Below are 23,389 nucleotides of genomic sequence, written 5' to 3' on the forward strand. Positions count from 1 at the left end.
AGCTCGCCGCCGCTCAGCGCGACGATTGCGGCACCGCTGCTGGCGTGCCGCAGTGACTGCCGGTCAGGAATAGGTAACCGTAATGCTGGCGCTCGCCAGCGCATGGAAATGGACGTTAAAGCCAACCATGGCCCCGCTCGCATCGGCATCCACCTCAAGCGCTTCAACATCCAGCGCATGCACGGTAAAAATATAGCGATGGCTTTCGCCCTGCGGTGGTGCTGCGCCACCGTAACCGGCTTTACCGAAATCAGTACGCGTCTGCAGCGCGCCCTGAGGCAGCATGGCGAGACCTGAGCCTGCGCCTTGCTCCAGCAGCTGAGTGCTGGCGGGAATATTCACCACCACCCAGTGCCACCAGCCGGAGCCAGTTGGCGCATCGGGATCGAAACAGGTAACAACAAAACTTTTCGTGCCCTGTGGTGCATCGTCCCACGCCAGATGTGGAGAGATGTTATCGCCCTGGTAGCCCATACCGTTAAATACCTGGCGCTGCGGCATCTTATCGCCGTCTTTAAAATCATTGCTGTAAACGCGCATCTTCTCTCCTGAGTTGTCTGGATTTGTTCACGACGAACACTTTCCATCTTATCCAAAAAAGCTGATTCTTCCAGCGGTTAGCCGCAAATCAGACATCAGACGATAAAATGCGCCTCAGCATTCAACGCCTCGGCAATAGCCTGCGTCAGCTGGCGCAGGGCGTCTGCCGAAATGATATAGGGCGGCATCAGGTAGATCAGGCGGCCAAAGGGACGGATCCAGACGCCATGCTCGACAAAAAAGCGCTGTAGCGCGGCCATATTTACCGGATGGTGCGTCTCGACGACGCCAATGGCACCCAGTACCCGCACCTGTGCGACCTGCGGTGAGGTGCGCAGCGGCAGCAGTTCATCGCGCAGCTGCTGCTCAATGCGCGCCACCTGCTGCGGCCAGTGGCCCTCGTTAAGCAGAGCGAGGCTTGCCACCGCTGCGGCGCACGCCAGCGGGTTGCCCATGAAGGTGGGGCCATGCATAAAGCAGCCTGCCGGACTGTCGCTGATGGTATCCGCTACATGGCGCGTGGTGAGGGTGGCCGCCAGCGTCATCACGCCGCCGGTCAGCGCCTTGCCGACGCAGAGAATATCTGGCGTGACCCCAGCATGCTCGCAGGCAAACAGCTTACCGGTGCGGCCAAAGCCGGTGGCGATCTCATCGGCAATCAGCAGAACGCCATAGCGATCGCAGCACTCGCGCACCCGTTGCAGATAGCGGGGATGGTAGAAGCGCATACCGCCCGCGCCCTGCACGATCGGCTCAAGGATCACCGCCGCCAGCTGCGGGTGATGCTGCTCAATCAGACGCACAAAGTCCTCTGCATCCTGCTCCTGCCAGACGTCGTCAAATGCGCACTGCGGCGCAGCGGCGAAATGGTGCACTGGCAGATAGCCGCGCCACAGGCTGTGCATGGAATTCTCAGGATCGCACACCGACATAGCCGCAAAGGTATCGCCATGGTAGCCGCGCTGCAGCGTCAGGAACTGCTGGCGCACCTCGCCGCGCCCCAGCCAGTACTGCATCGCCATCTTCATGGCCACTTCTACCGCCACCGAGCCCGAGTCGGCGAGAAACACGCACTCCAGCGCGGCGGGCGTCATGGCGACCAGCTGGCGACAGAGCGCCACCGCCGCAGGATGAGTAATGCCGCCAAACATGACGTGCGACATCTGCGCCATCTGCTCCTGCAGCGCCTGGTTAAGGCGCGGATGGTTGTAACCGTGAATCGCCGCCCACCAGGAAGACATGCCGTCTACCAGCTCGCGACCGTCGGCCAGTTGCAGATGAATACCCTGCGCGGCGACCACCGGATAGCAGGGCAGGGGATCGCGCATTGAGGTATAGGGGTGCCAGATATGGTGGCGGTCAAACTCGGCGTCGTGAGGAGAGAACATCGGTATTGTAAACCAAAATAAAAAGATTTAGTTTACAAGTATAACCCCGATACCTGTCGGGATAACACCCCTTTTTTGGAGTACGTAATGGCACAACACTGGACGCTGGCGCAGGCACAGGCACTGTTCGATAAACCCTTTCTTGAGCTGATGTTCGAGGCGCAGCAGGTGCACCGTCAACATTTCGACCCACGCCAGGTACAGGTCAGTACGCTGTTGTCGATCAAAACCGGTGCCTGCCCGGAGGACTGCAAATACTGTCCGCAAAGCGCGCGTTATAAAACGGGACTGGAGTCTGAGCGGCTGATGGAGGTTCAGGAGGTGCTGGCATCGGCGCGCAAGGCTAAAGCCGCGGGATCGAGCCGTTTTTGCATGGGCGCGGCATGGAAAAATCCCCATGACCGCGATATGCCCTACCTTGAGCAGATGGTACAGGGCGTGAAGGCGCTGGGAATGGAAACCTGCATGACGCTGGGCACCCTGAGCAATGACCAGGCGCAGCGTCTGGCGGGGGCGGGCCTCGATTTTTACAACCACAACCTCGATACCTCACCGGAATTTTACGGCAGCATTATCACTACGCGCTCCTACCAGGAGCGGCTGGATACGCTGGGCAAAGTGCGCGACGCCGGGATCAAAGTCTGCTCGGGCGGCATCGTCGGGCTGGGGGAAACCGTCAGTGACCGCGCTGGCTTACTGGTGCAGCTGGCAAACCTGCCGACACCACCGGAGAGCGTGCCGATCAACATGCTGGTCAAGGTTAAGGGCACGCCGCTGGCGGATAACGATGATGTCGAGCCGTTCGACTTTATCCGCACCATTGCCGTCGCGCGCATTATGATGCCGACCTCGCACGTTCGCCTGTCGGCAGGGCGTGAGCAGATGAGTGAGCAGACCCAGGCGATGTGCTTTATGGCGGGCGCGAACTCCATTTTCTACGGCTGCAAGCTGCTTACCACCCCAAATCCCGAAGAGGATAAAGACCTGCTGCTGTTCCGCAAGCTGGGCCTTAATCCTGAGCATACCCAGACCGCACACGGCGATAACGAACAGCAGCAGCAGCTGAGCGAACAGCTGTTCAATGCCGATACGGATCGGTTCTATAACGCGGCGGTGTGATGAATTTTTCCACACGTATGGCGCAGGCGCTGGATGCGCGCCGTGCCGCTGACGGCTGGCGTCTGCGCCGCCTGGTGACGCGCAACGATACCCGCACGCTAGAGGTCGATGGCAAAATGTATCGCCACTTCTCCAGCAACGATTATCTTGGCCTGAGCCAGCATCCGGCAGTGAGGGCAGGCTGGCACCAGGGGGCGCCGGGCGCGGGCGCGTCAGGCCACGTAACGGGCTACAGCCGCTGCCATGCGGAGCTGGAAACGGCACTCGCCAGCTGGCTCGGTTATTCGCGCGCGTTACTGTTTATCTCGGGCTTTGCCGCCAACCAGGCCGTGGTGCATCTGCTGGCGCAAAAGCACGACCGGCTGATTGCTGACAGGCTGGCACATGCTTCACTGCTTGACGCTGCCAGCCATATGCCCGCTACGCTGCGCCGCTTTCTGCATAACGATGCGGCGAGCCTGACACAGCGGCTGATGATGCCCTGCGACGGTGCCACCCTGGTGATCACCGAAGGCGTTTTCAGCATGGATGGTGACAGCGCACCGCTGGCCGCTATCGCAGCCGCCACGCGCCATGCAGGCGGCTGGCTGATGGTGGATGATGCACACGGCATTGGCGTCACTGGCGAACAGGGGCGCGGCAGCTGCTGGCAGCAGGGTATCAAGCCCGAACTGCTGGTGATCACCTTTGGCAAAGCTTTTGGCGTCAGCGGCGCGGCGCTGCTGTGCGATGACGCCACCGCTGACTATTTTCTGCAGTTTTCCCGTCACCTGATCTACTCGACGGCGATGCCGCCTGCCCAGGCGAGCGCGCTGCTGGCGGCGTTGCATGAGGTTCAGCGGGGTGACGCACTGCGACAGCGCCTGCGCGCCAACATCCAGCGCTTCCGTGCGGGTGCCGCGGCCTTGCCCTGGAAACTGATGCCCTCAGAAAGCGCCATTCAGCCGCTGATCGTTGGCGAAAACGGCACGGCGCTGGCGCTGTCACAGCGGCTGGCGCAGGCGGGATGCTGGGTGAGCGCCATTCGCCCGCCGACGGTGCCGCCGGGAACGGCACGGCTACGGATCACCCTGACCGCCGCTCATCAGGCGGAGGATATTGACCATCTGCTGGAGGCATTGCATGACGCTGCCGGTTAACAAACAGGCCGTCGCGCGCGCGTTTGGTCGTGCGGCGGGCCACTATGAACAGCATGCCGAGCTGCAGCGCCGCAGCGGCGATACGCTGCTGGCGCTGGCGCCGGCCAGCGCAAGTGGCGATCTGCTGGATGCGGGCTGCGGCACCGGCTGGTACAGCCGCCTCTGGCAGCAGCGCGGCCTGCGCGTGGTGGCGCTCGATCTCTCACCCGAAATGTTGCAACAGGCGCGCCGCCAGGCGGCGGCACACAGCTATCTGGCGGGAGATATCGACGCGCTGCCGTTAGCGAGCCAGAGCGTTGATCGGGTGTGGAGCAATCTGGCAGTGCAGTGGAGCAGCGATCTGCGCACTGCACTGCAGCAGTTTGCCCGCGTGCTGCGTCCCAACGGCGTGATGCTCTTCTCGACGCTGCTGGCGGGATCGTTGCAGGAGGTGCATGACGCCTGGCGACCGCTGGGAGAGGGCGAGCACGCCAACCACTTCTTAACCGGGTCACAGGTGCGTGCGGCGGCAGAGGGGCTGAATCTGAGTTTCCGCCGTCAGACGCTGGTCATGCATTTTCCCAGCGCGCTAAGCGCAATGCGCTCGCTGAAAGGGATTGGCGCAACCCATCTGCACCAGGGGCGTAACGGCGCGCCGCTGACGCGACAGCGGCTGGCGCGGCTGGAGGCGCTGTGGCCGCGCGATGCCCAGGGCTACCGTTTGACCTATCAACTGCTTTATGGAGTAACACAACAATGAAATGGTTTATAACCGGCACCGATACCGAGGTCGGCAAAACCGTTGCCAGCGGGGCGCTGCTACAGGCTGCGAACGCGGCGGGTTATCGCACCGCAGGCTATAAGCCAGTTGCCTCTGGCTGCGAACTGACGGCAGAAGGCATCCGCAACAGCGATGCGCTGGCGTTGCAGCGCTACAGCAGCCTCGCGCTGCGTTATGAGCAGGTCAATCCGCTGGCATTTTTAGAGCCGACCTCGCCCCACATTGTCAGCGCGGAAGAGGGCAGGCCCATTACCTTTGAGGTGCTGTCGCAGGGACTGCGCGCGCTAGAGGCGCAGGCGGAGTGGCTGCTGGTGGAGGGCGCTGGCGGCTGGTATACCCCGCTGTCGGAGACGCAAACCTATGCAGACTGGGTCACTCAGGAGCAGCTGCCGGTGATTCTGGTGGTTGGCGTAAAGCTGGGCTGCATCAACCACGCGATGCTGACCGCCGATGCGGTGCTGGCGCGCGGCCTGCGGCTCGCGGGCTGGATCGCCAACGACATAGAGCCGCCGGGCAAACGTCACCAGGCCTATATGGAGACGCTGAAACAGCGCATCCCCGCGCCGTTGCTCGGGGAGATCCCCTGGCTGTCAGATGCCGCAGAGCAGGCAGCGTGTGGGCGTTTTCTGACGCTGCCGCGTTAGTGACCGGCTCAGACACAAAACGGCAGAAACGGCAGCCGCATCGCTGCCGCGTCAGCGTTCAGCTCACCGTCAGCCATTTGTTGACGGTGAGATCGTCCAGCTGCGCCACACGTCCCTGCGCGACATTGCGGCCGCGATGCAGCAGCAAAAAATAGTCCGCGACGCGACGGATCAGCGACACACGCTGCTCCAGCAGCAGAATCGTCAGACCGTAGTCAAGATTGAGGCGACGGATAAGGTTGCCCATCTCCTCCTCCAGCCAGGGTGACATCCCATCCGTGGGCTCATCCAGTATCAGCAGTCTGGGGTGCAGCACCAGCGCGCGTGCCAGCGCCAGCTGCTGCTGCTGGTCAACGGGCAGCTCACCGCTGCGCTGCTGCCGCAGAGAATAAAGCGCGGGAAAAAGGTCAAAAACCATCTCCGGGATAACGTGCGGTTTGTCACTCTGGCCGCTGCCTGCCAGTAGCGCGATCAGCAGGTTATCCTCTACGCTCATCTGCGAAAAAATATGTCGTCCCTGCGGCACATAGCCGATGCCCATGCGTGCGCGCTGTTCAGCAGGCTGAAGCAGCAAATCGCGCGGCGGTGAGCCATCCTCCTGCCACGTCATGGACCCGCTGTTAACGGGCAGGCGCCCCATAATGCAGTTGACCAGCGTCGTTTTGCCCATGCCTGGACGGCCCAGCACCCCCGTGCAGGTGCCCGGCGGCAGATCAAGATCCACATCCCACAGAATATGGTTCTGGCCATAAAACTGATTCACCGAACGTAAACTCAGCATCTGACTCTCCTCTTACAGATTTTGCCTGAATGCTTCCGCTCTTAGACGTCTGGCAAACAAGTCTTCAACGGTGGCGGTAGCGCGATTGTCGCCCTGTGAACAGCTTCCTGGTGAAACCTGCAATTCCTGGGCCAGAATTAGGTTTACGCCAGAAAAGACGCATGAAGCTCTATTTTCTCAGCTAATGGTAAAAATCATTTAACAATTGCCGGAGGTAATCAGCGTAGTGCACTTTCACGGTGCCAGATGCTTAACGCTGGTGGTGCAACTGTGCTGCAAGAAGGCAGTCCATTGAATTATGGCTGGTCTGGACAGTGGTCACGGCTGGAGGAAAATTCAGCAGTTCGCTGAAGAAGCATAGCCAGGGGTACGCTTTCTGGCAGGAATTTATGCCGAAAAAAAATTTTTTGACGCAAATAGTTTAACGACAAAAAATTATGCACAGCTGATGGTGAAAGGGCTGTCGGTAGTTATCCACTATTCCTGTGGATAACCTTGTGCATTAGACAATGAAAACAGAGCGCAGACGAGGAAATACGGGGCCTGGTTACATAATGCTGAGAAACTGGGCTTTTTATATATTTTCTTATTAAACAGCGAGTTATTAAAAAACAAGCCTGAGATTTTTCCGCCGTGTCATCAGCCTGAAATTTAATGACGCGCTCTTGACAAATGTTATAAATCCGCTTCGGCTGGGGATAACCTTGCGCAACAAAAAAAATGTTATCGCGCTGTTATGGCAGCCTAAGCGCGACGCGGCTTTAGCCCCCTGATGTGCCGCGCTACTGGTCATTTATCCAGTATTATTTTCTGGCAAAATCGCCACGGCAGAGTAAAATGACTCGGCTAGCCGCCGCATTCTTCAGCAGGAACCGCAAGTCATGAGTAAAGTCTTTAAACTAAATTCCGCCTTCAAACCCTCCGGCGATCAGCCTGAGGCGATCCGTCGTCTCGAAGAGGGGCTGGAGGATGGCCTTGCCCATCAGACGCTGCTTGGCGTAACCGGTTCCGGCAAGACCTTTACCGTTGCCAACGTCATTGCTGACCTCAACCGGCCTGCGATGGTGCTGGCTCCCAACAAAACGCTGGCGGCGCAGCTTTATGGTGAGATGAAAGAGTTCTTTCCAGATAACGCGGTCGAGTTCTTTGTCTCTTACTACGACTACTATCAGCCTGAAGCCTATGTGCCCAGCTCCGATACCTTTATCGAAAAAGATGCTTCGGTGAATGAGCATATCGAGCAGATGCGACTTTCGGCGACAAAAGCCCTGCTTGAGCGCCGCGACGTGATTGTGGTGGCTTCGGTTTCCGCTATTTACGGTCTGGGCGATCCTGACCTCTATCTGAAAATGATGCTGCACCTGACGCGTGGCATGATTATCGATCAGCGCAGCATTTTGCGTCGCCTGGCGGAGCTACAGTATGCGCGCAATGACCAGGCGTTCCAGCGCGGCACCTTCCGCGTGCGTGGCGAGGTGATCGATATCTTCCCGGCAGAATCGGAAGATATTGCGCTGCGCGTCGAACTGTTCGACGAGGAAGTCGAGCGGCTGTCGCTGTTCGATCCCCTCACCGGACAGATTGTCTCTACCGTGCCGCGCTATACCATCTATCCCAAAACGCACTACGTGACGCCACGCGAGCGCATTGTGCAGGCGATGGAGGAGATCAAGCTTGAGCTGGCAGATCGCCGCAAGGTGCTGCTGGAGAACAACAAGCTGCTGGAGGAGCAGCGCCTGACGCAGCGCACCCAGTTCGATCTTGAGATGATGAATGAGCTGGGCTACTGCTCGGGCATCGAAAACTATTCGCGTTATCTTTCCGGACGAGGACCGGGCATGCCGCCGCCGACGCTGTTCGACTACCTGCCCGCTGACGGGCTGTTAATCGTCGATGAATCCCACGTCACCATCCCGCAAATTGGCGGCATGTACAAAGGTGACCGGGCGCGTAAAGAGACGCTGGTGGAGTACGGCTTCCGTCTGCCTTCTGCGCTGGATAACCGTCCGCTGCGGTTTGAAGAGTTTGAAGCGCTGGCACCGCAAACCATTTATGTCTCCGCGACGCCGGGCAACTACGAGCTGGAAAAATCGGGCGGCGAGGTGATCGATCAGGTCGTGCGCCCAACCGGGCTGCTCGATCCGCTGCTGGAAGTGCGACCGGTGGCGACGCAGGTCGACGATCTGCTGTCGGAGATCCGCAAGCGCGTGGCGATCAACGAGCGCGTGCTGGTTACCACGCTGACCAAACGTATGGCAGAAGATCTTACCGAATACCTGGAAGAGCATGGCGAGAAGGTGCGCTATCTGCACTCAGACATTGATACCGTGGAGCGTATGGAGATTATCCGCGATCTGCGTCTCGGCGAGTTTGACGTGCTGGTGGGGATCAACCTGCTGCGAGAAGGGCTGGATATGCCGGAAGTGTCACTGGTGGCCATTCTGGATGCGGATAAGGAAGGCTTCCTGCGCTCCGAACGGTCGCTGATCCAGACCATTGGTCGCGCGGCGCGTAACGTCAACGGCAAGGCAATCCTCTATGCTGACAAGATCACGAACTCCATGGCGCGCGCCATTGAAGAAACCGAGCGCCGTCGCGAGAAGCAGGAGAGGTATAACCAGGAAAAAGGCATTGTGCCACAGGGCCTCAACAAGAAGATTACCGATATTCTTGAGCTGGGCCAGAACGTGGTGAAAACGCGCGGCAAGGCTAAAGCGACCAGCCGTAGCGCGGCCGAGGCGGAGGCGAGCTATATGGCACTCAGCCCGCAGGCACTGCAGAAAAAAATTCACGAGCTGGAAACGCAGATGCAGCAGCACGCGCAAAACCTGGAGTTTGAAGAGGCGGCCAGCGTGCGCGACCAGCTGCATCAGCTGCGCGAACTTTTTATCGCCGCCTCGTAGCGGCTTAGCTGAAGCGCTGAATGGCGTGTTCCAGCGCTACGCGCAGCAGCTGGCGGTCGTGACGATAGGGAATATCGGCGGCCTCCAGCGGTTCGCGCACGATCAGGCGGTTCTCCACCCCGGAGGTATCGGCTGCCGGACTGACCACTACCGCGTCAATCACTCGCTTGCCAATATATTTCTCCATCATTATCAGCTTATCTGCCACCGTCAGGCTGGCGGCGGCCGGGCTCAGTTCGCGGCCCAGGTTGCCGATGAAGACCATCGTGGCGGGCGTGCGGCGCAGCGCGCGCGCCATCTCTTCCATGAGCAGGGCGGGCATCAGGCTGGTATAAAAACTCCCAGGCCCAATCAGGATCAGATCCGCTTCGGCGACAGCATCCAGCGCCTCGCGCGTGGGCGTCACGTTAGGATGCAGCATCAGCTCCTGCGGCGGCTGCTTCATGGCGTCGATGTCAGTCTCGCCGTAAACCATATTGCCCTCGCGGTCTAAAGCCACGAGATCGACCGGCTGCTCCGACATCGGGATAAGAAAGGCATCTACCTTGAGCAGGTTGCGGATAATATTGATCGCTTCCAGCGGCCGCACGCTCAGATGATCGAGCGCTTTGAGCATCAGGTTACCCAGGTTATGCCCGGCAAGCTCGCCGTTACCCGCAAAGCGATATTCAAACATGGCCGAAGCGACGCTCGGCTCGGTAATGAGCTGATTGATACAGTTGCGCATATCGCCCCAGGCGATACCGCCTTCCGAGCGGCGTATGCGCCCGGTGGATCCGCCGTTGTCGGTGGTGGTAACAATACCGGTCAGACGTGAACCCAGCGGCGAAAGTGCCGACATCACGCGTCCCAGCCCGTGGCCGCCGCCCAGTGCCACTACGCGATCGAGGTCTGCCAAAGTTCGGTTCATATTTCCTCTTTACACCCGCTGTTAACTTACCGCTTTTGCGTCGCTATGCCGCGGGTTATGTTAACCGTAATGCCGCGAAATTGCGGCGAAAATTCGTTATGTATCAATATATACAGCGAAATTATTTAATGATGGTTGCTGAAAATCGCGCTACCATTTATCCACCCTGTCGCCCATGTGGACGACATACACTCAAGCCTGAATACCTAAGTCAAACGATAGGGGATTCAGGCCGCAGCCGACGCGCTGCCAGGGTGCAGAAAGAAATGCCTGCATCTCCCGTATTTGGAAAAGGTGTTCTGGTGTCACAATTTACTGATGCATTTGCACGTCGGTTCTATTACCTGCGTCTCTCGGTGACGGATGTCTGTAACTTCCGCTGCACTTACTGTCTGCCTGACGGCTATAAACCGCAGGGCATTCGCAACAAAAGCTTTCTCTCGCTCGATGAGATTCGACGCGTCACGCGCGCTTTCGCCGCGGCGGGCACCGAAAAGGTGCGCCTGACCGGTGGCGAGCCGTCGCTGCGTCGCGATTTTACCGATATTATCGCCGCCGTGCGTGAAAACCACGCTATCCGCCAGATAGCGGTAACCACCAATGGCTACCGGCTGGCGCGCGACGTTGCTGCCTGGCGCGACGCGGGCCTTACCGCTTTAAACGTCAGCGTAGACAGCCTGGATGCGCGCCAGTTCCACGCCATCACCGGACAGGACAAGTTTCATCAGGTTATGGCGGGCATTGATGCGGCCTTTGAAGCTGGCTTCCGGCAGGTCAAAGTCAACAGCGTTTTGATGCGCGATCTCAACAGCAACAGCCTGCAAACCTTTCTTGACTGGATCCGCACGCGCCCCATACAGCTGCGCTTTATTGAGCTGATGGAGACGGGCGAGGGCGGTGAGCTGTTCCGCCAGCAGCATGTCTCTGGCGCGGTGATCCGCGACCGTCTGGTGGCACAAGGCTGGCAGCGTCGCGAGCGCGGCCGTAGCGATGGCCCGGCGCAGGTCTTTTACCATCCTGACTACGTCGGCGAGATCGGCCTGATTATGCCCTATTCGCGTGACTTCTGCGCCAGTTGCAACCGTCTTCGTGTCTCAGCGCAGGGTAATTTGCATCTTTGCCTGTTTGGCGACAGCGGGGTACCGCTGCGCGATCTGCTGGTTTCCGACAGTCAGCAGGCGGCGTTACAGGCGCGCATTGCCCACAGCCTTGGCGAGAAGAAGCAGACGCACTTTCTGCATCAGGGCAATACCGGTATTACGCAGAACCTTTCCTTCATTGGCGGTTAATCCCAGGAGCGAATTATGGGCAAATCTACGGATGAATTTATTCCGGTAAACCTGGCGGTGCTGACCGTTTCCGATCGGCACGACGCCAGCAGCGACACCTCCGGTGATTACCTGCGTGCGGCGGCGAGCGAAGCCGGGCACAGGGTCGTCGATCACGCCATTGTCGGCGAAGATCGCTATCGCATCCGCGCCATCGTGTCGCGCTGGATCGCCAGCACCGATGTGCAGGTGGTCGTAGTGAACGGCGGCACCGGCTTCAATGTAAAAAACAGCACGCCAGAAGCGCTTCAGCCGCTGTTTGACCGCGAGATCGCCGGCTTTGGCGAGCTGTTCCGCATGTTTTCTTATGAGGATATCGGCGGCTCGACGCTCCAGTCGCGCGCCGTTGCCGGGATGGCCAATGGTACGTTGATTTTCGCCGTGCCGGGCTCAACCCGTGCCTGTGAGAGCGCCTGGACGCGCATTATTGCTGAGCAGATCGACGCCCGCACTGCACCCTGTAATTTCGTTTCACACCTGAAGAAGCTGTAAGCCATGCAACTGACCCATATTAATGCCGCGGGCGAAGCCCACATGGTCGACGTCTCGGCCAAAGCGGAAACGGTACGTGAGGCCCGCGCGGAAGCGCTGGTGCTGATGCATGCCGACACGCTACAGATGATTGTTGACGGCAGCCATCACAAAGGCGACGTTTTTGCTACGGCGCGCATTGCCGGTATTCAGGCCGCCAAGCGCACCTGGGAGCTGATCCCACTCTGCCATCCGCTCATGCTGAGCAAAGTCGAGGTCAACCTGGTCGCCGAGCCGGAACACCAGCGCGTGCGCATCACGTCGCTGTGCCGTCTTAGCGGCAAGACAGGCGTAGAGATGGAGGCGCTGACCGCTGCCTCGGTGGCGGCGCTGACCATTTACGACATGTGTAAAGCGGTACAAAAAGACATTGTGATTGACCAGCTGCGGTTGTTGAGTAAAAGCGGGGGGAAATCGGGTGATTTTCAGGCGGTGAACCATGATTAACGTACTCTTTTTTGCGCAGGTGCGTGAGCTGGTCGGCACCAGCGCGCTGGAAATGCCTGCTGAATTCAGCGATGTAGCCTCACTGCGTCACGCGCTGACGCAAAAGGGCGAGTGCTGGGCGCTGGCGCTCGATTCTGGCAAGCTGCTGGCTGCCGTCAATCAGACGCTGGTGCCGATGTCGCACCCTCTCAAGGCGGGCGATGAGGTGGCCTTTTTTCCGCCGGTAACCGGAGGCTAAGATGGCAACACATATTCGCGTCGGTGCGCAACCCTTCAGCATGGCCGACGAATACGCCTGGCTCTCCCTCTCAGAGGCTGACGGGGCTGTTGTCACCTTTACCGGTAAGGTGCGCAACCATAATCTGGGTGACAGCGTGGCGGCGCTCACGCTGGAACACTATCCGGGCATGACGGAAAAAGCGTTGCAGGAGATTGTCGATGAGGCGCGCCGCCGCTGGCCGTTGCAGCGCATCAGCGTAATCCATCGCACCGGTGAGCTGTTTCCCGGTGATGAGATCGTTTTTGTGGGCGTCACCAGCGCGCACCGCAGCAGCGCCTTTGCCGCTGCGGAGTTTATTATGGACTACCTTAAAACCCGCGCCCCTTTCTGGAAGCGCGAGGCGACCGCGCAGGGCGACCGCTGGGTAGACGCGCGCGAGAGCGACCATCAGGCCGCACAGCGCTGGGATTAAGGCTTGCTGAGCTGCTCCGCCGCGCCAAAATCGGTCTGGCCATGAGCATGCTCGCCGCCGCCTGAGACGCGTTTTAACTGGATCACCTCGCCGTGCTGCCAGGCATTTGCCCCGGGCAGCACCGGCTGCGCGACAATATCTGCACGCGAGGCTCGAATCTGGTGGCTGTCGACCTCAAAGCGTTTATCGCGATCGGCCAACAGCCGCTTGTCCATCTGGCCGTCGGCGGTAAAGCCCATCATCAGCGCCGGAATACCGATGGGCAGCGTTTTGTCGCGGTCGGTATGCCAGGTGTGCCAGGTTTTACCGTAGGTATTCACGATGCGTGCCATCAGCGCATGCTCAGCTGCCTGCGGCAGGCCTGGCGCAATCAGCGTGCCTGACTTCACCTCATAATCGTGGCTGTGCCACAGCTTCTTCTCTTCTGCAGGCAGCGTCTGATAAAGCCGCGCGCTGATAATGTACTCCACACCCATCAGTCGGGCGTCTTTGGTATTACCGTCGTAAATCACCGCCTGCATTACATCGTCGTTAAGGATGGTCACATAGTGATGCGCCTCCATCTGGCCATTACGATCGCCGTTATAAAAATGGAAACCGTCAAGGTAGGTGTTGATAGCCTCAATGGGCGGACGCGACTGCAACAGATCCGCACCCGCAGCGAGGGTTTTCATTTTGGCGGAGGTGGGCGCGCCCGGTGAGGCGACCTGAGCAGGGGTATTATTGGCGCCACAGCCGCTCAGCAAGAGGGCAATGACGGCCCCGGTCCAGCGTTTTTGCATCACTGTTTCCTTTTACGCGAGAAAATCTGAGCCTGGCTGAGAACACCCGATAAGCAAGCGCGGCGGTAAGCAGCAAATTTACGTCCTGTCTGATGGCACGCTGGCGCGTCGATGCTAAGGTAGGGGTTTATTTTCTTACAAGGACAGGTATGTCACGTTCAGGTTCCCTCAAGCGTCTGTCGCTGCTCGCCGTGCTGGTACTGGCGGGGTGTAGCAGCAAAAAAACACCCGAAGCGCCGGTGCGCCAGCCCCAGGACGTCAAGGCGCAGATACAGCGCCTGCTGCCCGCGCACGTCAGCGATAAGGCGGGCTGGGCCACCGATATTTACACCGCGTTTCGCACGCAGCAGATTGACCCCAGCGTCACGCATCTCTGTGCGGCTATCGCCGTTGCGGATCAGGAGTCTAACTTTAGCGCAGAGGCAGCCGTACCGGGCTTGCCGAAAATCGCCTGGGCAGAAATTGATCGCCGTGCCGCCAGCGTGCATGTGCCCGCCTTCTTAGTGCGCACTGCGCTGATGATTAAGTCATCTAACGGGGAAAGCTATGCGGCGCGGCTCGACAAAGTGCGCAGCGAAAAAGAGCTCAGCGCCATCTTTGACGATTTTATTGATATGGTGCCGATGGGACAGAAGCTGTTCGGCAATCTAAACCCGATCCACACCGGCGGCCCGATGCAGGTCAGCATCAGCTTTGCCGAAGCGCACGCCAGTGGCTATCCGTGGCCGGTAGACGGGTCGATCCGGCGCGAAGTCTTTACCCGTCACGGCGGCATGTACTTTGGCATCATGCATCTGCTCGGCTACCCGGCGGACTACAGTAAGCCGATCTACCGCTTTGCCGATTTTAACGCAGGCTGGTACGCCAGCCGCAACGCGGCTTTTCAGGCGGCCGTTGCGCGCGCGACCGGAATGAAGCTGGCGCTGGATGGCGATCTGATTCTGTATGGTTCAGACAAAGCGGGCTCAACCGAGCTGGCGGTGCGGACGCTGGCGAAGCAGATTGATATGAGCAATAGCGCAATCCGCCGCGATTTAGAGAAAGGGGAGCAGGCAAGCTTCAGCGACAGCACGCTGTGGAAGCAGGTGTTTGCACTGGCAGATAAAATGGCCGGCCGGCCGCTGCCGCGTGAGATGCTGCCCGGTATTAAGCTGGAAAGCCCGAAAATTACGCGTAACCTGACCACCGCCTGGTTTGCCCAGCGCGTCGACAGCCGTTACCAGCAGTGCTTATCGCGCCGCTAGGCTATCGGTTTTGATGCAGTTCGATTAGCCTGTGCCACACTTAGGCATATCCGTCGGGTTTCCGACACCTTTTCACCAACATGAGGTGCATCATGGATCGATATCCACGTAATGACTCCCTGGTGCAACCCGCCGCCAGCGGGTTGCAAACCTTTATGGCGCAGGTCTATGGCTGGATGACCTGCGGGCTGCTGCTGACCGCTTTTGTCTCATGGTACGCGGCCAATGATGAACGCATTATGTTCTTTATTTTTTCCAGTCGCGTCACCTTTTTTGGTCTGATCATTGCGCAGCTGGCGGTGGTCTTTATCTTGTCTGGTCTGGTTAACCGTCTCAGCGGCGCAGTAGCCACGGCGCTGTTTATGCTCTACTCCGTGCTGACCGGACTAACGATGTCCAGCATTTTCATCGCCTATACCGCCACCTCTATTGCCAGCACTTTCTTTATCACGGCGGGGATGTTTGGGGTGATGAGCGTCTATGGCTATACCACCAAACGCGATCTGAGCCGCTTTGGTAGCCTGCTGTTTATGGCGCTGATCGGCATTCTGCTGGCGTCGCTGGTGAACTTCTGGCTGAAAAGCCCGGCGCTGATGTGGGCCATTACCTATATTGGCGTGGTGGTATTTGTGGGGCTGACCGCCTATGACACCCAGCAGCTGCGCCAGACTGGCGAGCAGATCGACGTGCGCGATCGCGAATCGCTGCGCCGCTACTCCATTATGGGCGCGCTAAAGCTCTACCTGGACTTTATTAACCTGTTCCTGATGCTGCTGCGTATTTTTGGCAACCGCCGCTAACCTGAGTCGCCCCATCCTCTGAGGGGATGGGGCGGCCGCTGTTCTGCGCTACGAACTCTTCTGCAGTTTCTGCTCGTTCTTCTGACGTAAATGCTTTGCGCGGCTCTCCAGTATCAGATAGAGCACCAGCGCCAGCAGCAGTGGCAAAATAAAATAGAGTACGCGGTATGCAAGCAGCGCGGCAATAATGGTGCCGTGCGACGCGTGCTGCCCACTCAGCAGGGCGAGAAATACCGCTTCCAGCACGCCGATGCCAGCCGGGATATGAATAATCACGCCTGCGATACTGCTAATGAGCAATACGCCAAGCACAACAGGGTAGTCCACCTGACGGCCCAGCAGAAGCCAGATAATGGTCCCCATGACCAGCCAGTTGGCGCACGACACCACAAACTGAAACAGCGCCATACGCAGCGACGGCAGCTGTAACGTCTGGCCCTTTATGGTCCATTTACGGCGTCTGGAAAAGGCACAGGCCCAGAGGTAGACCGCGACACCAGTCAGCAGCAGCACGCCTGTGATGCGCAGCGTGGTCTCACCCACAAACCAGCCGCCGGGGATCGGCACCATTCCGGCGCTGAACACTACCCCTGCCAGCAGGATATAACCGAGCCAGTTGGTGGCAATACTCAGGGAAAAAATGCGGGTGATAGTGCCGCTGTCGAGGCCGAGGCGCGAATAGAGCCGGTAGCGCATCGCCACGCCGCCAACCCAGGTGCTTAACGTCAGGTTAAAGGCGTAACAGATAAACGACACCAGCATCACCTGACGTTTTGCCAGCTTATGACCGCAGTAGGCGCGGCCAATCAGGTCATAGCAGCCGTAGGTGAGGTAGCTCAGCACCACCAGCGCGACTGCGCTCAGTACGGCAAAGCGATTGTAATTGACGATGACATTGTAGACGTCTTCCCAGTTAACCTTGCGCGCATAGATCACCAGCAGCACAATCACCGCGATAAAAAAGAGCCATGTGAGTATCTTCTTCGCCATGCCCCATCTGGAGTGTTTTTTTGCCATCAGGATTTTGCCCCTTCGTTGTTCGCTTCGACACGATCCTGTGTTTCCATCTCCGGCTGCCGCGGTGGATCAACCTGAGCAAGCAGCGGAGTATGGGCGGGAAGCCAGCCCGCAATAGCCGGAAAATGGCGTAAGAAGTGGAACACCACGACGCTTTTGGTCAACTGCCACCAGTTACGCGGCGGCAGCCGATCTTCCTGTACGCGCTGGCAGTCTCTCGCCAGCAAGCCTTCAAGGTTGTCGCGCAGCGTCTGGTTAAAGTCGCGATCGTAAATAATCAGGTTGGCTTCAAGGTTGAGCGACAGGCTCAGCGGATCGAGGTTGCTGGAGCCAACGGTAGACCATTGTCGATCCTGGACGGCCACCTTGCCGTGCAGTGGCCGACGAATATATTCATAAACCTCCACCCCAGCGTCCACCAGATAGTTATAAAGCAGCTCTGCTCCGACCTTCACGATAGGCATATCGGGTTCACCCTGCACGATGAGCCTCACCCGAACGCCGCGCTGGGCCGCATTGCGCATTTCACGCAGCAGGCGATAGCCGGGAAAGAAGTAGGCGTTGGCGATAATCACATCGCTTTTTGCGGTGCGCAGCATGTCGAGATAGTGCTTTTCAATATCATCACGATGTTCATCATTGTCGCGATAGACAAACAGCACCTGCGCATTGCCGGGAGCGGTATTGACGGCGGGGCGGTGCGAGCGACCTCCCCACCAGCGGCGCGTAACCGCTTCGCTGCCCATTGCCTGACGCACATAGGCGGTAATATCCGTTACGATCGGACCTTTTACCTCAACCGCATAATCCTGTTTGGCTTCCGGACCGTAGCTGGTGTTGTGCTCGGCAGAGAAATTGATGCCGCCAACAAAGGCGATATTGTCATCCACCACAACGATTTTGCGGTGCAGGCGGCGGAAGACATTGGTACGCATGCCTAACACCAGCGGACGCGGATCGTAGTAAATAAACCGCACGCCTTCGGCGGTCAGACTGTTGACGAAGCTGTCAGAGAGATCGGGCGAACCATAACCATCCACCATGATCTCAATCTTCACGCCGCGCTGCGCGGCAGCCAGCAGCTCGCGGTGCAGCGCATTGCCCACCTCATCTTCAAACAGGATAAAGGTTTCCAGCAGCAGCGAGCGTTCCGCTCGCTGAATCGCGCCGAAAACGCGGGGAAAAAATTCTTCACCATTTTCTAACAGGCGTAGCTTGTTACCTTCTCGCCATTCAAATTTCATAGATGAATCTCCACGGCGAGCGGGGCGTGATCGGAAAGGTGAGACCAGGGTTTACGTGGCAGCGCCCAGGGATGGCTGACAGTCGCATTGCGCACATAGATTCGGTCAAGACGCAGTAGCGGAAAGCGGGCGGGAAAGGTACGCGCCGGGCGACCATGTTTCATGCTAAACACCTCTTTTAGGCCTGCGCCCTGTTTCAGGATACGGTTAGCGCGTAGCTGCCAGTCGTTGAAATCGCCCGCGACGACCAGCGGCGCATTCGGTGGCAGCGTGCTCACCATGTCACACATCATTTTCATCTGCGCGTGGCGGTGCGCCTCTTTTAAGCCGAGATGCACGCAGATCACATGCAGCATGCCATAAGGCTCCGGCAGGGTGATTTTGCAGTGCAACATGCCGCGATTTTCACTACCGGCGACAGAAATATCGCGATTTTCATACTCCAGAATAGGAAAACGTGACAAAATCGCGTTCCCGTGATGCCCTTCCGGGTATACCGCGTTGCGTCCGTAGGCGAAATCGTTCCACATGGTGTCGGCTAAAAACTCGTAATGTGGCGTGTCAGGCCAGTTTTCATGGTGCAGGGGATGAATGGCATGAGTGCCCATCACCTCTTGCAGGAAGACAATATCCGCCGATGTGGCACGCACTGCTTCACGCAGTTCTGGCAGGATGAAGCGGCGGTTGAAAGTGGTAAATCCCTTGTGGGTATTTATCGTCAGGACTTTAAGGGAAAATCCTTGCTTGATTTGTGGCATACTCTCGACGCACTCCTTTTCATCAGTCACAGAAGTAAAGTGTAGTCTTTGTCACAAACAGGTGCGGATGAGGATGGAAATTTAGGGCGTTATCCGAAAATTGCTTTACATTGAGGAAACCGTTACCGGCCCGTGCCGGTTGCACTTGGGCGACCTGTTGGGTCTGCCAGGAGAAATAAATGAAATGGTCTAATCGTGTTCAAATCATCACCGGACAAACCTGCGTGCATATTGCTATGCATGCGCTGGTGATCGCCGCGCTGGTCTGGGGCTGGAAGCATAAGGCTCTGATCGAAGTGTGCAGCACGCTGGTAGCCGCCTATGCCGTGGTGTTTATCGCCATGCTGGTCCTGCAGCGTAGTGTTCGTTTGCGTAGCATCGGTGATTATCTTGAAGAAGCGACTACCACCTACTACTTTGGCGCAGCAATGATGACCCTGTTCATTGTCTCTCGCTATGTACATAACGCGTTGCTGATCGGCACGCTGGGTGTAGTGATGCTGGTGGGGCCTGCGCTGGTCTCGCTGCTGGTAAAAGAGCCAGCAGGACGCATTGAAAAGAAGCGCAGCTAAACCGCCGCGCAGTAAAACCAGGCCACCTCAGGGTGGCTTTTTGCTTTCAGGCGCACTATTTTTTGCGCCGAGCACCTTTCTCGCACCCGTCGGCGAAAGCTGCTACACTGCCTGCCTTACGCATCGTAGTTTGTGCCCTTTTCACACGTTAGCCATCGGCTGGCGTCACTATTTCCCCTGAAAACTACACCGTGAATCGCGGTCAGGGCGGACCGGAGTAACACATTTCATGTCTTTTGACTCTCTCGGCCTGAGTGCCGATATTTTGCGCGCGGTCGCTGAACAGGGCTACCGTGAACCTACGCCTATCCAGCGCCAGGCTATTCCTGTTGTGCTCTCCGGCCGCGATCTGCTCGCCAGCGCGCAGACCGGCACCGGCAAAACCGCGGGCTTTACGCTGCCGCTGCTGCAAAAGCTCTCGACTCAGCCCGCCTCAGGCCGTGGCCGTCGCCCGGTTCGCGCGCTGATCCTGACGCCAACGCGTGAGCTGGCCGCGCAGATTGGCGAAAACGTACGCGATTACAGCAAATACCTGCAGCTGCGCTCGCTGGTCGTCTTTGGCGGCGTCAGCATTAACCCGCAGATGATGAAGCTGCGCGGCGGCGTCGATATTCTGGTCGCCACGCCGGGCCGTCTGCTCGATCTGGAACATCAGAACGCCGTCGATCTGTCACAGATTGAAGTGCTGGTGCTGGACGAAGCGGACCGTATGCTCGATATGGGCTTTATCCATGACATTCGCCGCGTCCTGGCTAAGCTGCCCGCTAAGCGCCAGAACCTGCTCTTCTCGGCCACCTTCTCTGATGACATCAAAGCGCTGGCGGAAAAACTGCTGCATAACCCGGAGCAGGTGGAAGTGGCACGCCGCAATACCGCTTCAGAGCAGGTTTCGCAGCAGGTGCATTTCGTTGATAAGAAGCGCAAACGGGAACTGCTTTCTCAGCTGATCGGCGAGGGTAACTGGCAGCAGGTGCTGGTGTTTACCCGTACCAAACACGGCGCCAACCACCTGGCGGAACAGCTGAATAAAGACGGTATTACCGCGGCAGCGATCCACGGTAATAAAAGCCAGGGTGCCCGCACCCGTGCGCTGGCCGACTTTAAAACCGGTGCGATTCGCGTGCTGGTGGCAACCGACATCGCTGCACGTGGCCTCGACATTGAAGAGCTGCCGCACGTGGTGAACTACGAGCTGCCGAATGTAGCAGAAGACTATGTGCACCGTATCGGCCGTACCGGCCGCGCGGCTGCAACCGGTGCTGCGCTGTCGCTGGTCTGTGTCGATGAGCACAAGCTGCTGCGTGACATTGAGCGTCTCCTGAAGCGTGAAATTCCGCGTCTGGCGGTGCCGGGCTATGAGCCGGATCCGAGTATCAAAGCGGAGCCGATTCAGAACGGCCGTCAGCAGCAGCCGCGCGGCCGCGGTCGTGGCCAGGGTGGTGCGCCGTCATCGCGTCCGCAGGGCGACAAGCGCGCGGCGCCTCAGCCGCGCCGCCAGGGCCAGACTGCGCAGGGCGATAAGCCTGCACGTCCGCCGCGCCGTCCGGCCATGAAGAAAACCGGAACCGCGTAACGCCATGCGGGTTTTGCTGGCCCCAATGGAGGGCGTGCTGGACTCGCTGGTTCGCGAGCTGCTGAGCGAGGTCAACGACTATGATCTCTGCATCACCGAGTTTTTGCGCGTAGTGGATCAGCTGCTGCCGGTTAAGTCGTTCCACCGTCTCTGTCCAGAGCTGCATAATGCCAGCCGCACGCCTTCCGGCACGCGGGTGCGTTTGCAGCTGCTCGGGCAGTATCCCGAGTGGCTGGCGGAGAACGCGGCGCGCGCCGTGGAGCTCGGCTCGTGGGGCGTTGACCTGAACTGCGGCTGTCCGTCTAAGCTGGTCAACGGCAGCGGCGGTGGGGCGACGCTGCTTAAAGATCCGGAGCTGATCTATCGCGGTGCCAGAGCGATGCGCGAGGCAGTGCCAGCGCATCTGCCGGTGACGGTGAAGGTACGTCTCGGCTGGGATTCCGGCGAACGACGCTTTGAGATTGCCGACGCGGTGCAGCAGGCTGGCGCAAGCGAGCTGGTGGTGCATGGCCGTACCAAAGAGGAGGGCTACCGCGCGGAGGCGATCAACTGGCAGGCGATTGGCGAAATTCGCCAGCGGCTGCGCATCCCGGTGGTGGCAAACGGCGAAATCTGGGACTGGCAGAGCGCCCAGGATTGCCTGCGCATCACCGGCTGCGATGCGGTGATGATCGGGCGCGGCGCGCTCAACGTGCCCAATCTCAGTCGGGTGGTTAAATATAACGAGGCGCCCATGGCCTGGCCTGACGTTGTCGCGCTGCTGCAAAAGTACACGCGGCTGGAAAAGCAGGGAGATACCGGGCTTTACCACGTGGCGCGTATCAAGCAGTGGCTCGGCTATCTGCGTAAAGCCTACCCGCAGGCGGACGGCCTGTTTACTGACATCCGCACGCTGAAAAACTCCTCCGCTATCGCCGAGGTGATTGATCGTCAGGCTGTTGCGCTGACGCTGTGACAAAAATTCAGGCGACCCGTTAGCAGGCTAAGCGTATAGTGAAAGCTATTTTTCACAACAAGCCAGCCTGCTATGTCTGATGTCGCGGTACTGACTAACGGTCAACTCAACAAACGCATTCTCTCTGTCCTGATCTTTACCTTCTTCTGCTATCTGTCGGTCGGCCTGCCTCTGGCGGTGCTGCCGGGCTTTGTGCATAACCAGCTCGGCTTTAGCTCGTTTGTCGCTGGCCTAATCATCAGTCTGCAATATTTCGCCACGCTGCTGAGCCGTCCCCAGTCGGGCCGTCTGGCCGATCGCCTCGGCCCAAAACGCGTGGTGATGCTGGGCACACTCTGCTGTGGCATGAGCGGAGTGCTGACCATCGTTGCCGCGCTGTGCCGCGACTGGCCGCTGCTGAGCCTGCTGCTGCTGTCAGCAGGGCGCCTCTTCCTCGGAGTGGGTGAGAGCTTCAGCAGCACCGGTTCGACGCTATGGGGCATGAATATTGTTGGGCCAGTGCAGACGGCGCGCGTGATCTCCTGGAATGGCGTCGCAACCTATATGGCGATGGCGATTGGCGCGCCGCTCGGCGTGATGCTTAACCAGGGGCTGGGTATCAGCGGCTTTGCCGGTCTGGTGGCGCTGATGGGCGTGGTGGGCTACGTGCTGGCGAGCCGCAAACCGGCGGTTGATGTTAGTCAGGGGCAGCGCATCCCGTTTCACCGCGTCTTTTCCCGCGTCTGGCTGTTTGGTCTGGCGCTGGGGTTTGGCACTATCGGTTTTGGCGTTATCTCGACCTTTATCACGCTCTATTTTGCCAGCCGTGGCTGGAGCGGCGCGGCGTTTGCGCTGTCGCTGTTCAGCCTGGGCTTTGTGCTGTTCCGCCTGGTGTTCAGCCGCGCGATTACACGCTTTGGCGGGCTAAAGGTTGCGCTTGTCTCCTTCCTGCTGGAGTGTGCGGGCCTGCTGATTATCTGGCAGGCAGAGAGCAGCCTGCTGGTGGATCTTGGCGCGCTGCTTACCGGCTGCGGCTTTTCGCTGATTTTTCCGGCGCTGGGCGTTGAGGCGGTGAAGCAGGTCGAGCGACAGGATCAGGGATCGGCGCTGGGCGTCTACTCGGCGTTTCTCGATCTCGGCCTGGGCCTGACCGGGCCGGTGGCCGGACTGCTGATTGGCTACTGGGGCATGCAGTCGGTCTATCTGGCGGCCGCGCTGATGGTGCTGGGCGCGTTCAGCATGACGCTGCGCCTGACGCAGCGCAGCAGCGGCGCGGCGTAGTG

At 58.9% G+C, this 23,389-nt stretch carries 24 protein-coding genes and 1 riboswitch; of the genes, 16 read left to right on the forward strand and 8 right to left on the reverse strand.

The annotated features are described in order from the left end of the window. Positions 1 to 63 precede the first annotated feature (63 nt). Both HP564_RS00120 and bioA read right to left on the reverse strand, forming a co-directional pair. On the reverse strand, positions 64 to 540 hold the full coding sequence (locus HP564_RS00120) for a kinase inhibitor (RefSeq protein WP_371239032.1): 477 nt from the start codon (positions 538 to 540) through the stop codon (positions 64 to 66). A gap of 95 nt (positions 541 to 635) precedes the next feature. Next, positions 636 to 1,928, reverse strand: coding sequence for an adenosylmethionine--8-amino-7-oxononanoate transaminase (gene bioA / locus HP564_RS00125; protein WP_371239034.1), 1,293 nt, complete (start codon positions 1,926 to 1,928; stop codon positions 636 to 638). Between the two features lie 87 nt (positions 1,929 to 2,015). On the opposite strand from bioA, the gene bioB reads away from it, so the two are divergent. From bioB to bioD, 4 genes are read left to right on the forward strand one after another with little or no spacing between them, the layout of a single operon-like run. Further along, a complete protein-coding gene (bioB, locus tag HP564_RS00130; RefSeq protein WP_371239036.1) occupies positions 2,016 to 3,047 on the forward strand; it encodes a biotin synthase BioB in 1,032 nt (343 codons plus the stop codon). Then, the gene (locus HP564_RS00135; protein WP_371239038.1) at positions 3,047 to 4,186 is read left to right on the forward strand and encodes an 8-amino-7-oxononanoate synthase; all 1,140 of its coding nucleotides are present in this window, start codon (positions 3,047 to 3,049) and stop codon (positions 4,184 to 4,186) included. Before bioB ends, HP564_RS00135 begins: the two co-directional genes overlap by 1 nt. After that, positions 4,170 to 4,925 carry a malonyl-ACP O-methyltransferase BioC gene (gene bioC, locus HP564_RS00140; RefSeq protein ID WP_371239040.1) on the forward strand — a complete coding sequence of 252 codons (756 nt, stop codon included), beginning with the start codon at positions 4,170 to 4,172 and terminating at the stop codon, positions 4,923 to 4,925. Before HP564_RS00135 ends, bioC begins: the two co-directional genes overlap by 17 nt. Continuing rightward, positions 4,922 to 5,590, forward strand: a complete 669-nt coding sequence (gene bioD / locus HP564_RS00145) for a dethiobiotin synthase (RefSeq protein ID WP_371239042.1) — start codon at positions 4,922 to 4,924, stop codon at positions 5,588 to 5,590. The genes bioC and bioD overlap by 4 nt, the downstream gene beginning before the upstream one ends. 58 nt (positions 5,591 to 5,648) lie before the next feature. Here the strand turns inward: bioD and HP564_RS00150 are convergent, their stop codons facing one another. After that, positions 5,649 to 6,371 (reverse strand): ABC transporter ATP-binding protein, encoded by a 723-nt coding sequence (locus tag HP564_RS00150; protein ID WP_371239044.1) that lies wholly within the window; start codon positions 6,369 to 6,371, stop codon positions 5,649 to 5,651. Positions 6,372 to 7,252: 881 nt separating this feature from the next. Between HP564_RS00150 and uvrB the strand changes: the two genes are divergently transcribed. Then, positions 7,253 to 9,274 (forward strand): excinuclease ABC subunit UvrB, encoded by a 2,022-nt coding sequence (uvrB, locus tag HP564_RS00155; RefSeq protein ID WP_371239046.1) that lies wholly within the window; start codon positions 7,253 to 7,255, stop codon positions 9,272 to 9,274. 4 nt (positions 9,275 to 9,278) lie between these two features. Here uvrB and yvcK read toward each other — a convergent pair whose 3' ends face one another. Then, positions 9,279 to 10,184, reverse strand: a complete 906-nt coding sequence (gene yvcK, locus HP564_RS00160) for a uridine diphosphate-N-acetylglucosamine-binding protein YvcK (protein WP_371239048.1) — start codon at positions 10,182 to 10,184, stop codon at positions 9,279 to 9,281. A gap of 177 nt (positions 10,185 to 10,361) precedes the next feature. Next, positions 10,362 to 10,497, forward strand: a riboswitch (molybdenum cofactor riboswitch). On the opposite strand from yvcK, the gene moaA reads away from it, so the two are divergent. From moaA to moaE, 5 genes are all read left to right on the forward strand, one after another. After that, on the forward strand, positions 10,484 to 11,473 hold the full coding sequence (gene moaA, locus HP564_RS00165) for a GTP 3',8-cyclase MoaA (RefSeq protein ID WP_371240597.1): 990 nt from the start codon (positions 10,484 to 10,486) through the stop codon (positions 11,471 to 11,473). It overlaps the preceding riboswitch by 14 nt. Before the next feature lie 15 nt (positions 11,474 to 11,488). Continuing rightward, entirely contained in the window at positions 11,489 to 12,004 is a 516-nt protein-coding gene (moaB, locus tag HP564_RS00170) for a molybdenum cofactor biosynthesis protein B (protein ID WP_371239050.1), read from the forward strand. 3 nt (positions 12,005 to 12,007) lie between these two features. Further along, complete coding sequence (gene moaC / locus HP564_RS00175) at positions 12,008 to 12,490, forward strand: cyclic pyranopterin monophosphate synthase MoaC (RefSeq protein WP_371239052.1); 483 nt, start codon at positions 12,008 to 12,010, stop codon at positions 12,488 to 12,490. Next, entirely contained in the window at positions 12,483 to 12,728 is a 246-nt protein-coding gene (gene moaD, locus HP564_RS00180; protein ID WP_371239054.1) for a molybdopterin synthase sulfur carrier subunit, read from the forward strand. The genes moaC and moaD overlap by 8 nt, the downstream gene beginning before the upstream one ends. A 1-nt stretch (position 12,729) precedes the next feature. After that, complete coding sequence (gene moaE, locus HP564_RS00185; protein ID WP_371239056.1) at positions 12,730 to 13,182, forward strand: molybdopterin synthase catalytic subunit MoaE; 453 nt, start codon at positions 12,730 to 12,732, stop codon at positions 13,180 to 13,182. Here moaE and HP564_RS00190 read toward each other — a convergent pair. Beyond that, entirely contained in the window at positions 13,179 to 13,964 is a 786-nt protein-coding gene (locus HP564_RS00190) for an OBAP family protein (protein ID WP_371239058.1), read from the reverse strand. The two genes, moaE and HP564_RS00190, sit on opposite strands and share 4 nt — an antisense overlap. A 149-nt stretch (positions 13,965 to 14,113) precedes the next feature. Between HP564_RS00190 and HP564_RS00195 the strand changes: the two genes are divergently transcribed. Together HP564_RS00195 and HP564_RS00200 are read left to right on the forward strand one after the other, a co-directional pair. Then, positions 14,114 to 15,208: a DUF1615 domain-containing protein gene (locus tag HP564_RS00195; protein ID WP_371239060.1), complete on the forward strand. Its 1,095-nt coding sequence runs from the start codon at positions 14,114 to 14,116 to the stop codon at positions 15,206 to 15,208. Positions 15,209 to 15,300: 92 nt separating this feature from the next. Then, positions 15,301 to 16,008, forward strand: a complete 708-nt coding sequence (locus HP564_RS00200) for a Bax inhibitor-1 family protein (RefSeq protein ID WP_371239062.1) — start codon at positions 15,301 to 15,303, stop codon at positions 16,006 to 16,008. Between the two features lie 48 nt (positions 16,009 to 16,056). Here HP564_RS00200 and HP564_RS00205 read toward each other — a convergent pair whose 3' ends face one another. From HP564_RS00205 to HP564_RS00215, 3 genes are read right to left on the reverse strand one after another with little or no spacing between them, the layout of a single operon-like run. Further along, positions 16,057 to 17,025, reverse strand: a complete 969-nt coding sequence (locus HP564_RS00205) for a lysylphosphatidylglycerol synthase domain-containing protein (RefSeq protein ID WP_371239064.1) — start codon at positions 17,023 to 17,025, stop codon at positions 16,057 to 16,059. Beyond that, complete coding sequence (gene clsB / locus HP564_RS00210; protein WP_371239066.1) at positions 17,025 to 18,269, reverse strand: cardiolipin synthase ClsB; 1,245 nt, start codon at positions 18,267 to 18,269, stop codon at positions 17,025 to 17,027. Before clsB ends, HP564_RS00205 begins: the two co-directional genes overlap by 1 nt. Beyond that, positions 18,266 to 19,027 carry an endonuclease/exonuclease/phosphatase family protein gene (locus tag HP564_RS00215; protein WP_371239068.1) on the reverse strand — a complete coding sequence of 254 codons (762 nt, stop codon included), beginning with the start codon at positions 19,025 to 19,027 and terminating at the stop codon, positions 18,266 to 18,268. Before HP564_RS00215 ends, clsB begins: the two co-directional genes overlap by 4 nt. A 179-nt stretch (positions 19,028 to 19,206) precedes the next feature. On the opposite strand from HP564_RS00215, the gene HP564_RS00220 reads away from it, so the two are divergent. The 4 genes from HP564_RS00220 (at position 19,207) to HP564_RS00235 (ending at position 23,387) form a co-directional block, all read left to right on the forward strand. Further along, positions 19,207 to 19,599: a YbhQ family protein gene (locus HP564_RS00220; protein ID WP_371239070.1), complete on the forward strand. Its 393-nt coding sequence runs from the start codon at positions 19,207 to 19,209 to the stop codon at positions 19,597 to 19,599. Between the two features lie 229 nt (positions 19,600 to 19,828). Further along, the gene (rhlE, locus tag HP564_RS00225; protein ID WP_371239072.1) at positions 19,829 to 21,172 is read left to right on the forward strand and encodes an ATP-dependent RNA helicase RhlE; all 1,344 of its coding nucleotides are present in this window, start codon (positions 19,829 to 19,831) and stop codon (positions 21,170 to 21,172) included. Positions 21,173 to 21,176: 4 nt separating this feature from the next. Further along, entirely contained in the window at positions 21,177 to 22,127 is a 951-nt protein-coding gene (gene dusC, locus HP564_RS00230) for a tRNA dihydrouridine(16) synthase DusC (RefSeq protein ID WP_371239074.1), read from the forward strand. A gap of 72 nt (positions 22,128 to 22,199) precedes the next feature. Then, positions 22,200 to 23,387 carry an MFS transporter gene (locus HP564_RS00235; protein WP_371239076.1) on the forward strand — a complete coding sequence of 396 codons (1,188 nt, stop codon included), beginning with the start codon at positions 22,200 to 22,202 and terminating at the stop codon, positions 23,385 to 23,387. The last annotated feature ends 2 nt before the right edge of the window (positions 23,388 to 23,389 follow it).

It is taken from the genome of Pantoea sp. KPR_PJ (assembly GCF_041386365.1).
In the GTDB taxonomy this organism is placed as follows: domain Bacteria; phylum Pseudomonadota; class Gammaproteobacteria; order Enterobacterales; family Enterobacteriaceae; genus Pantoea.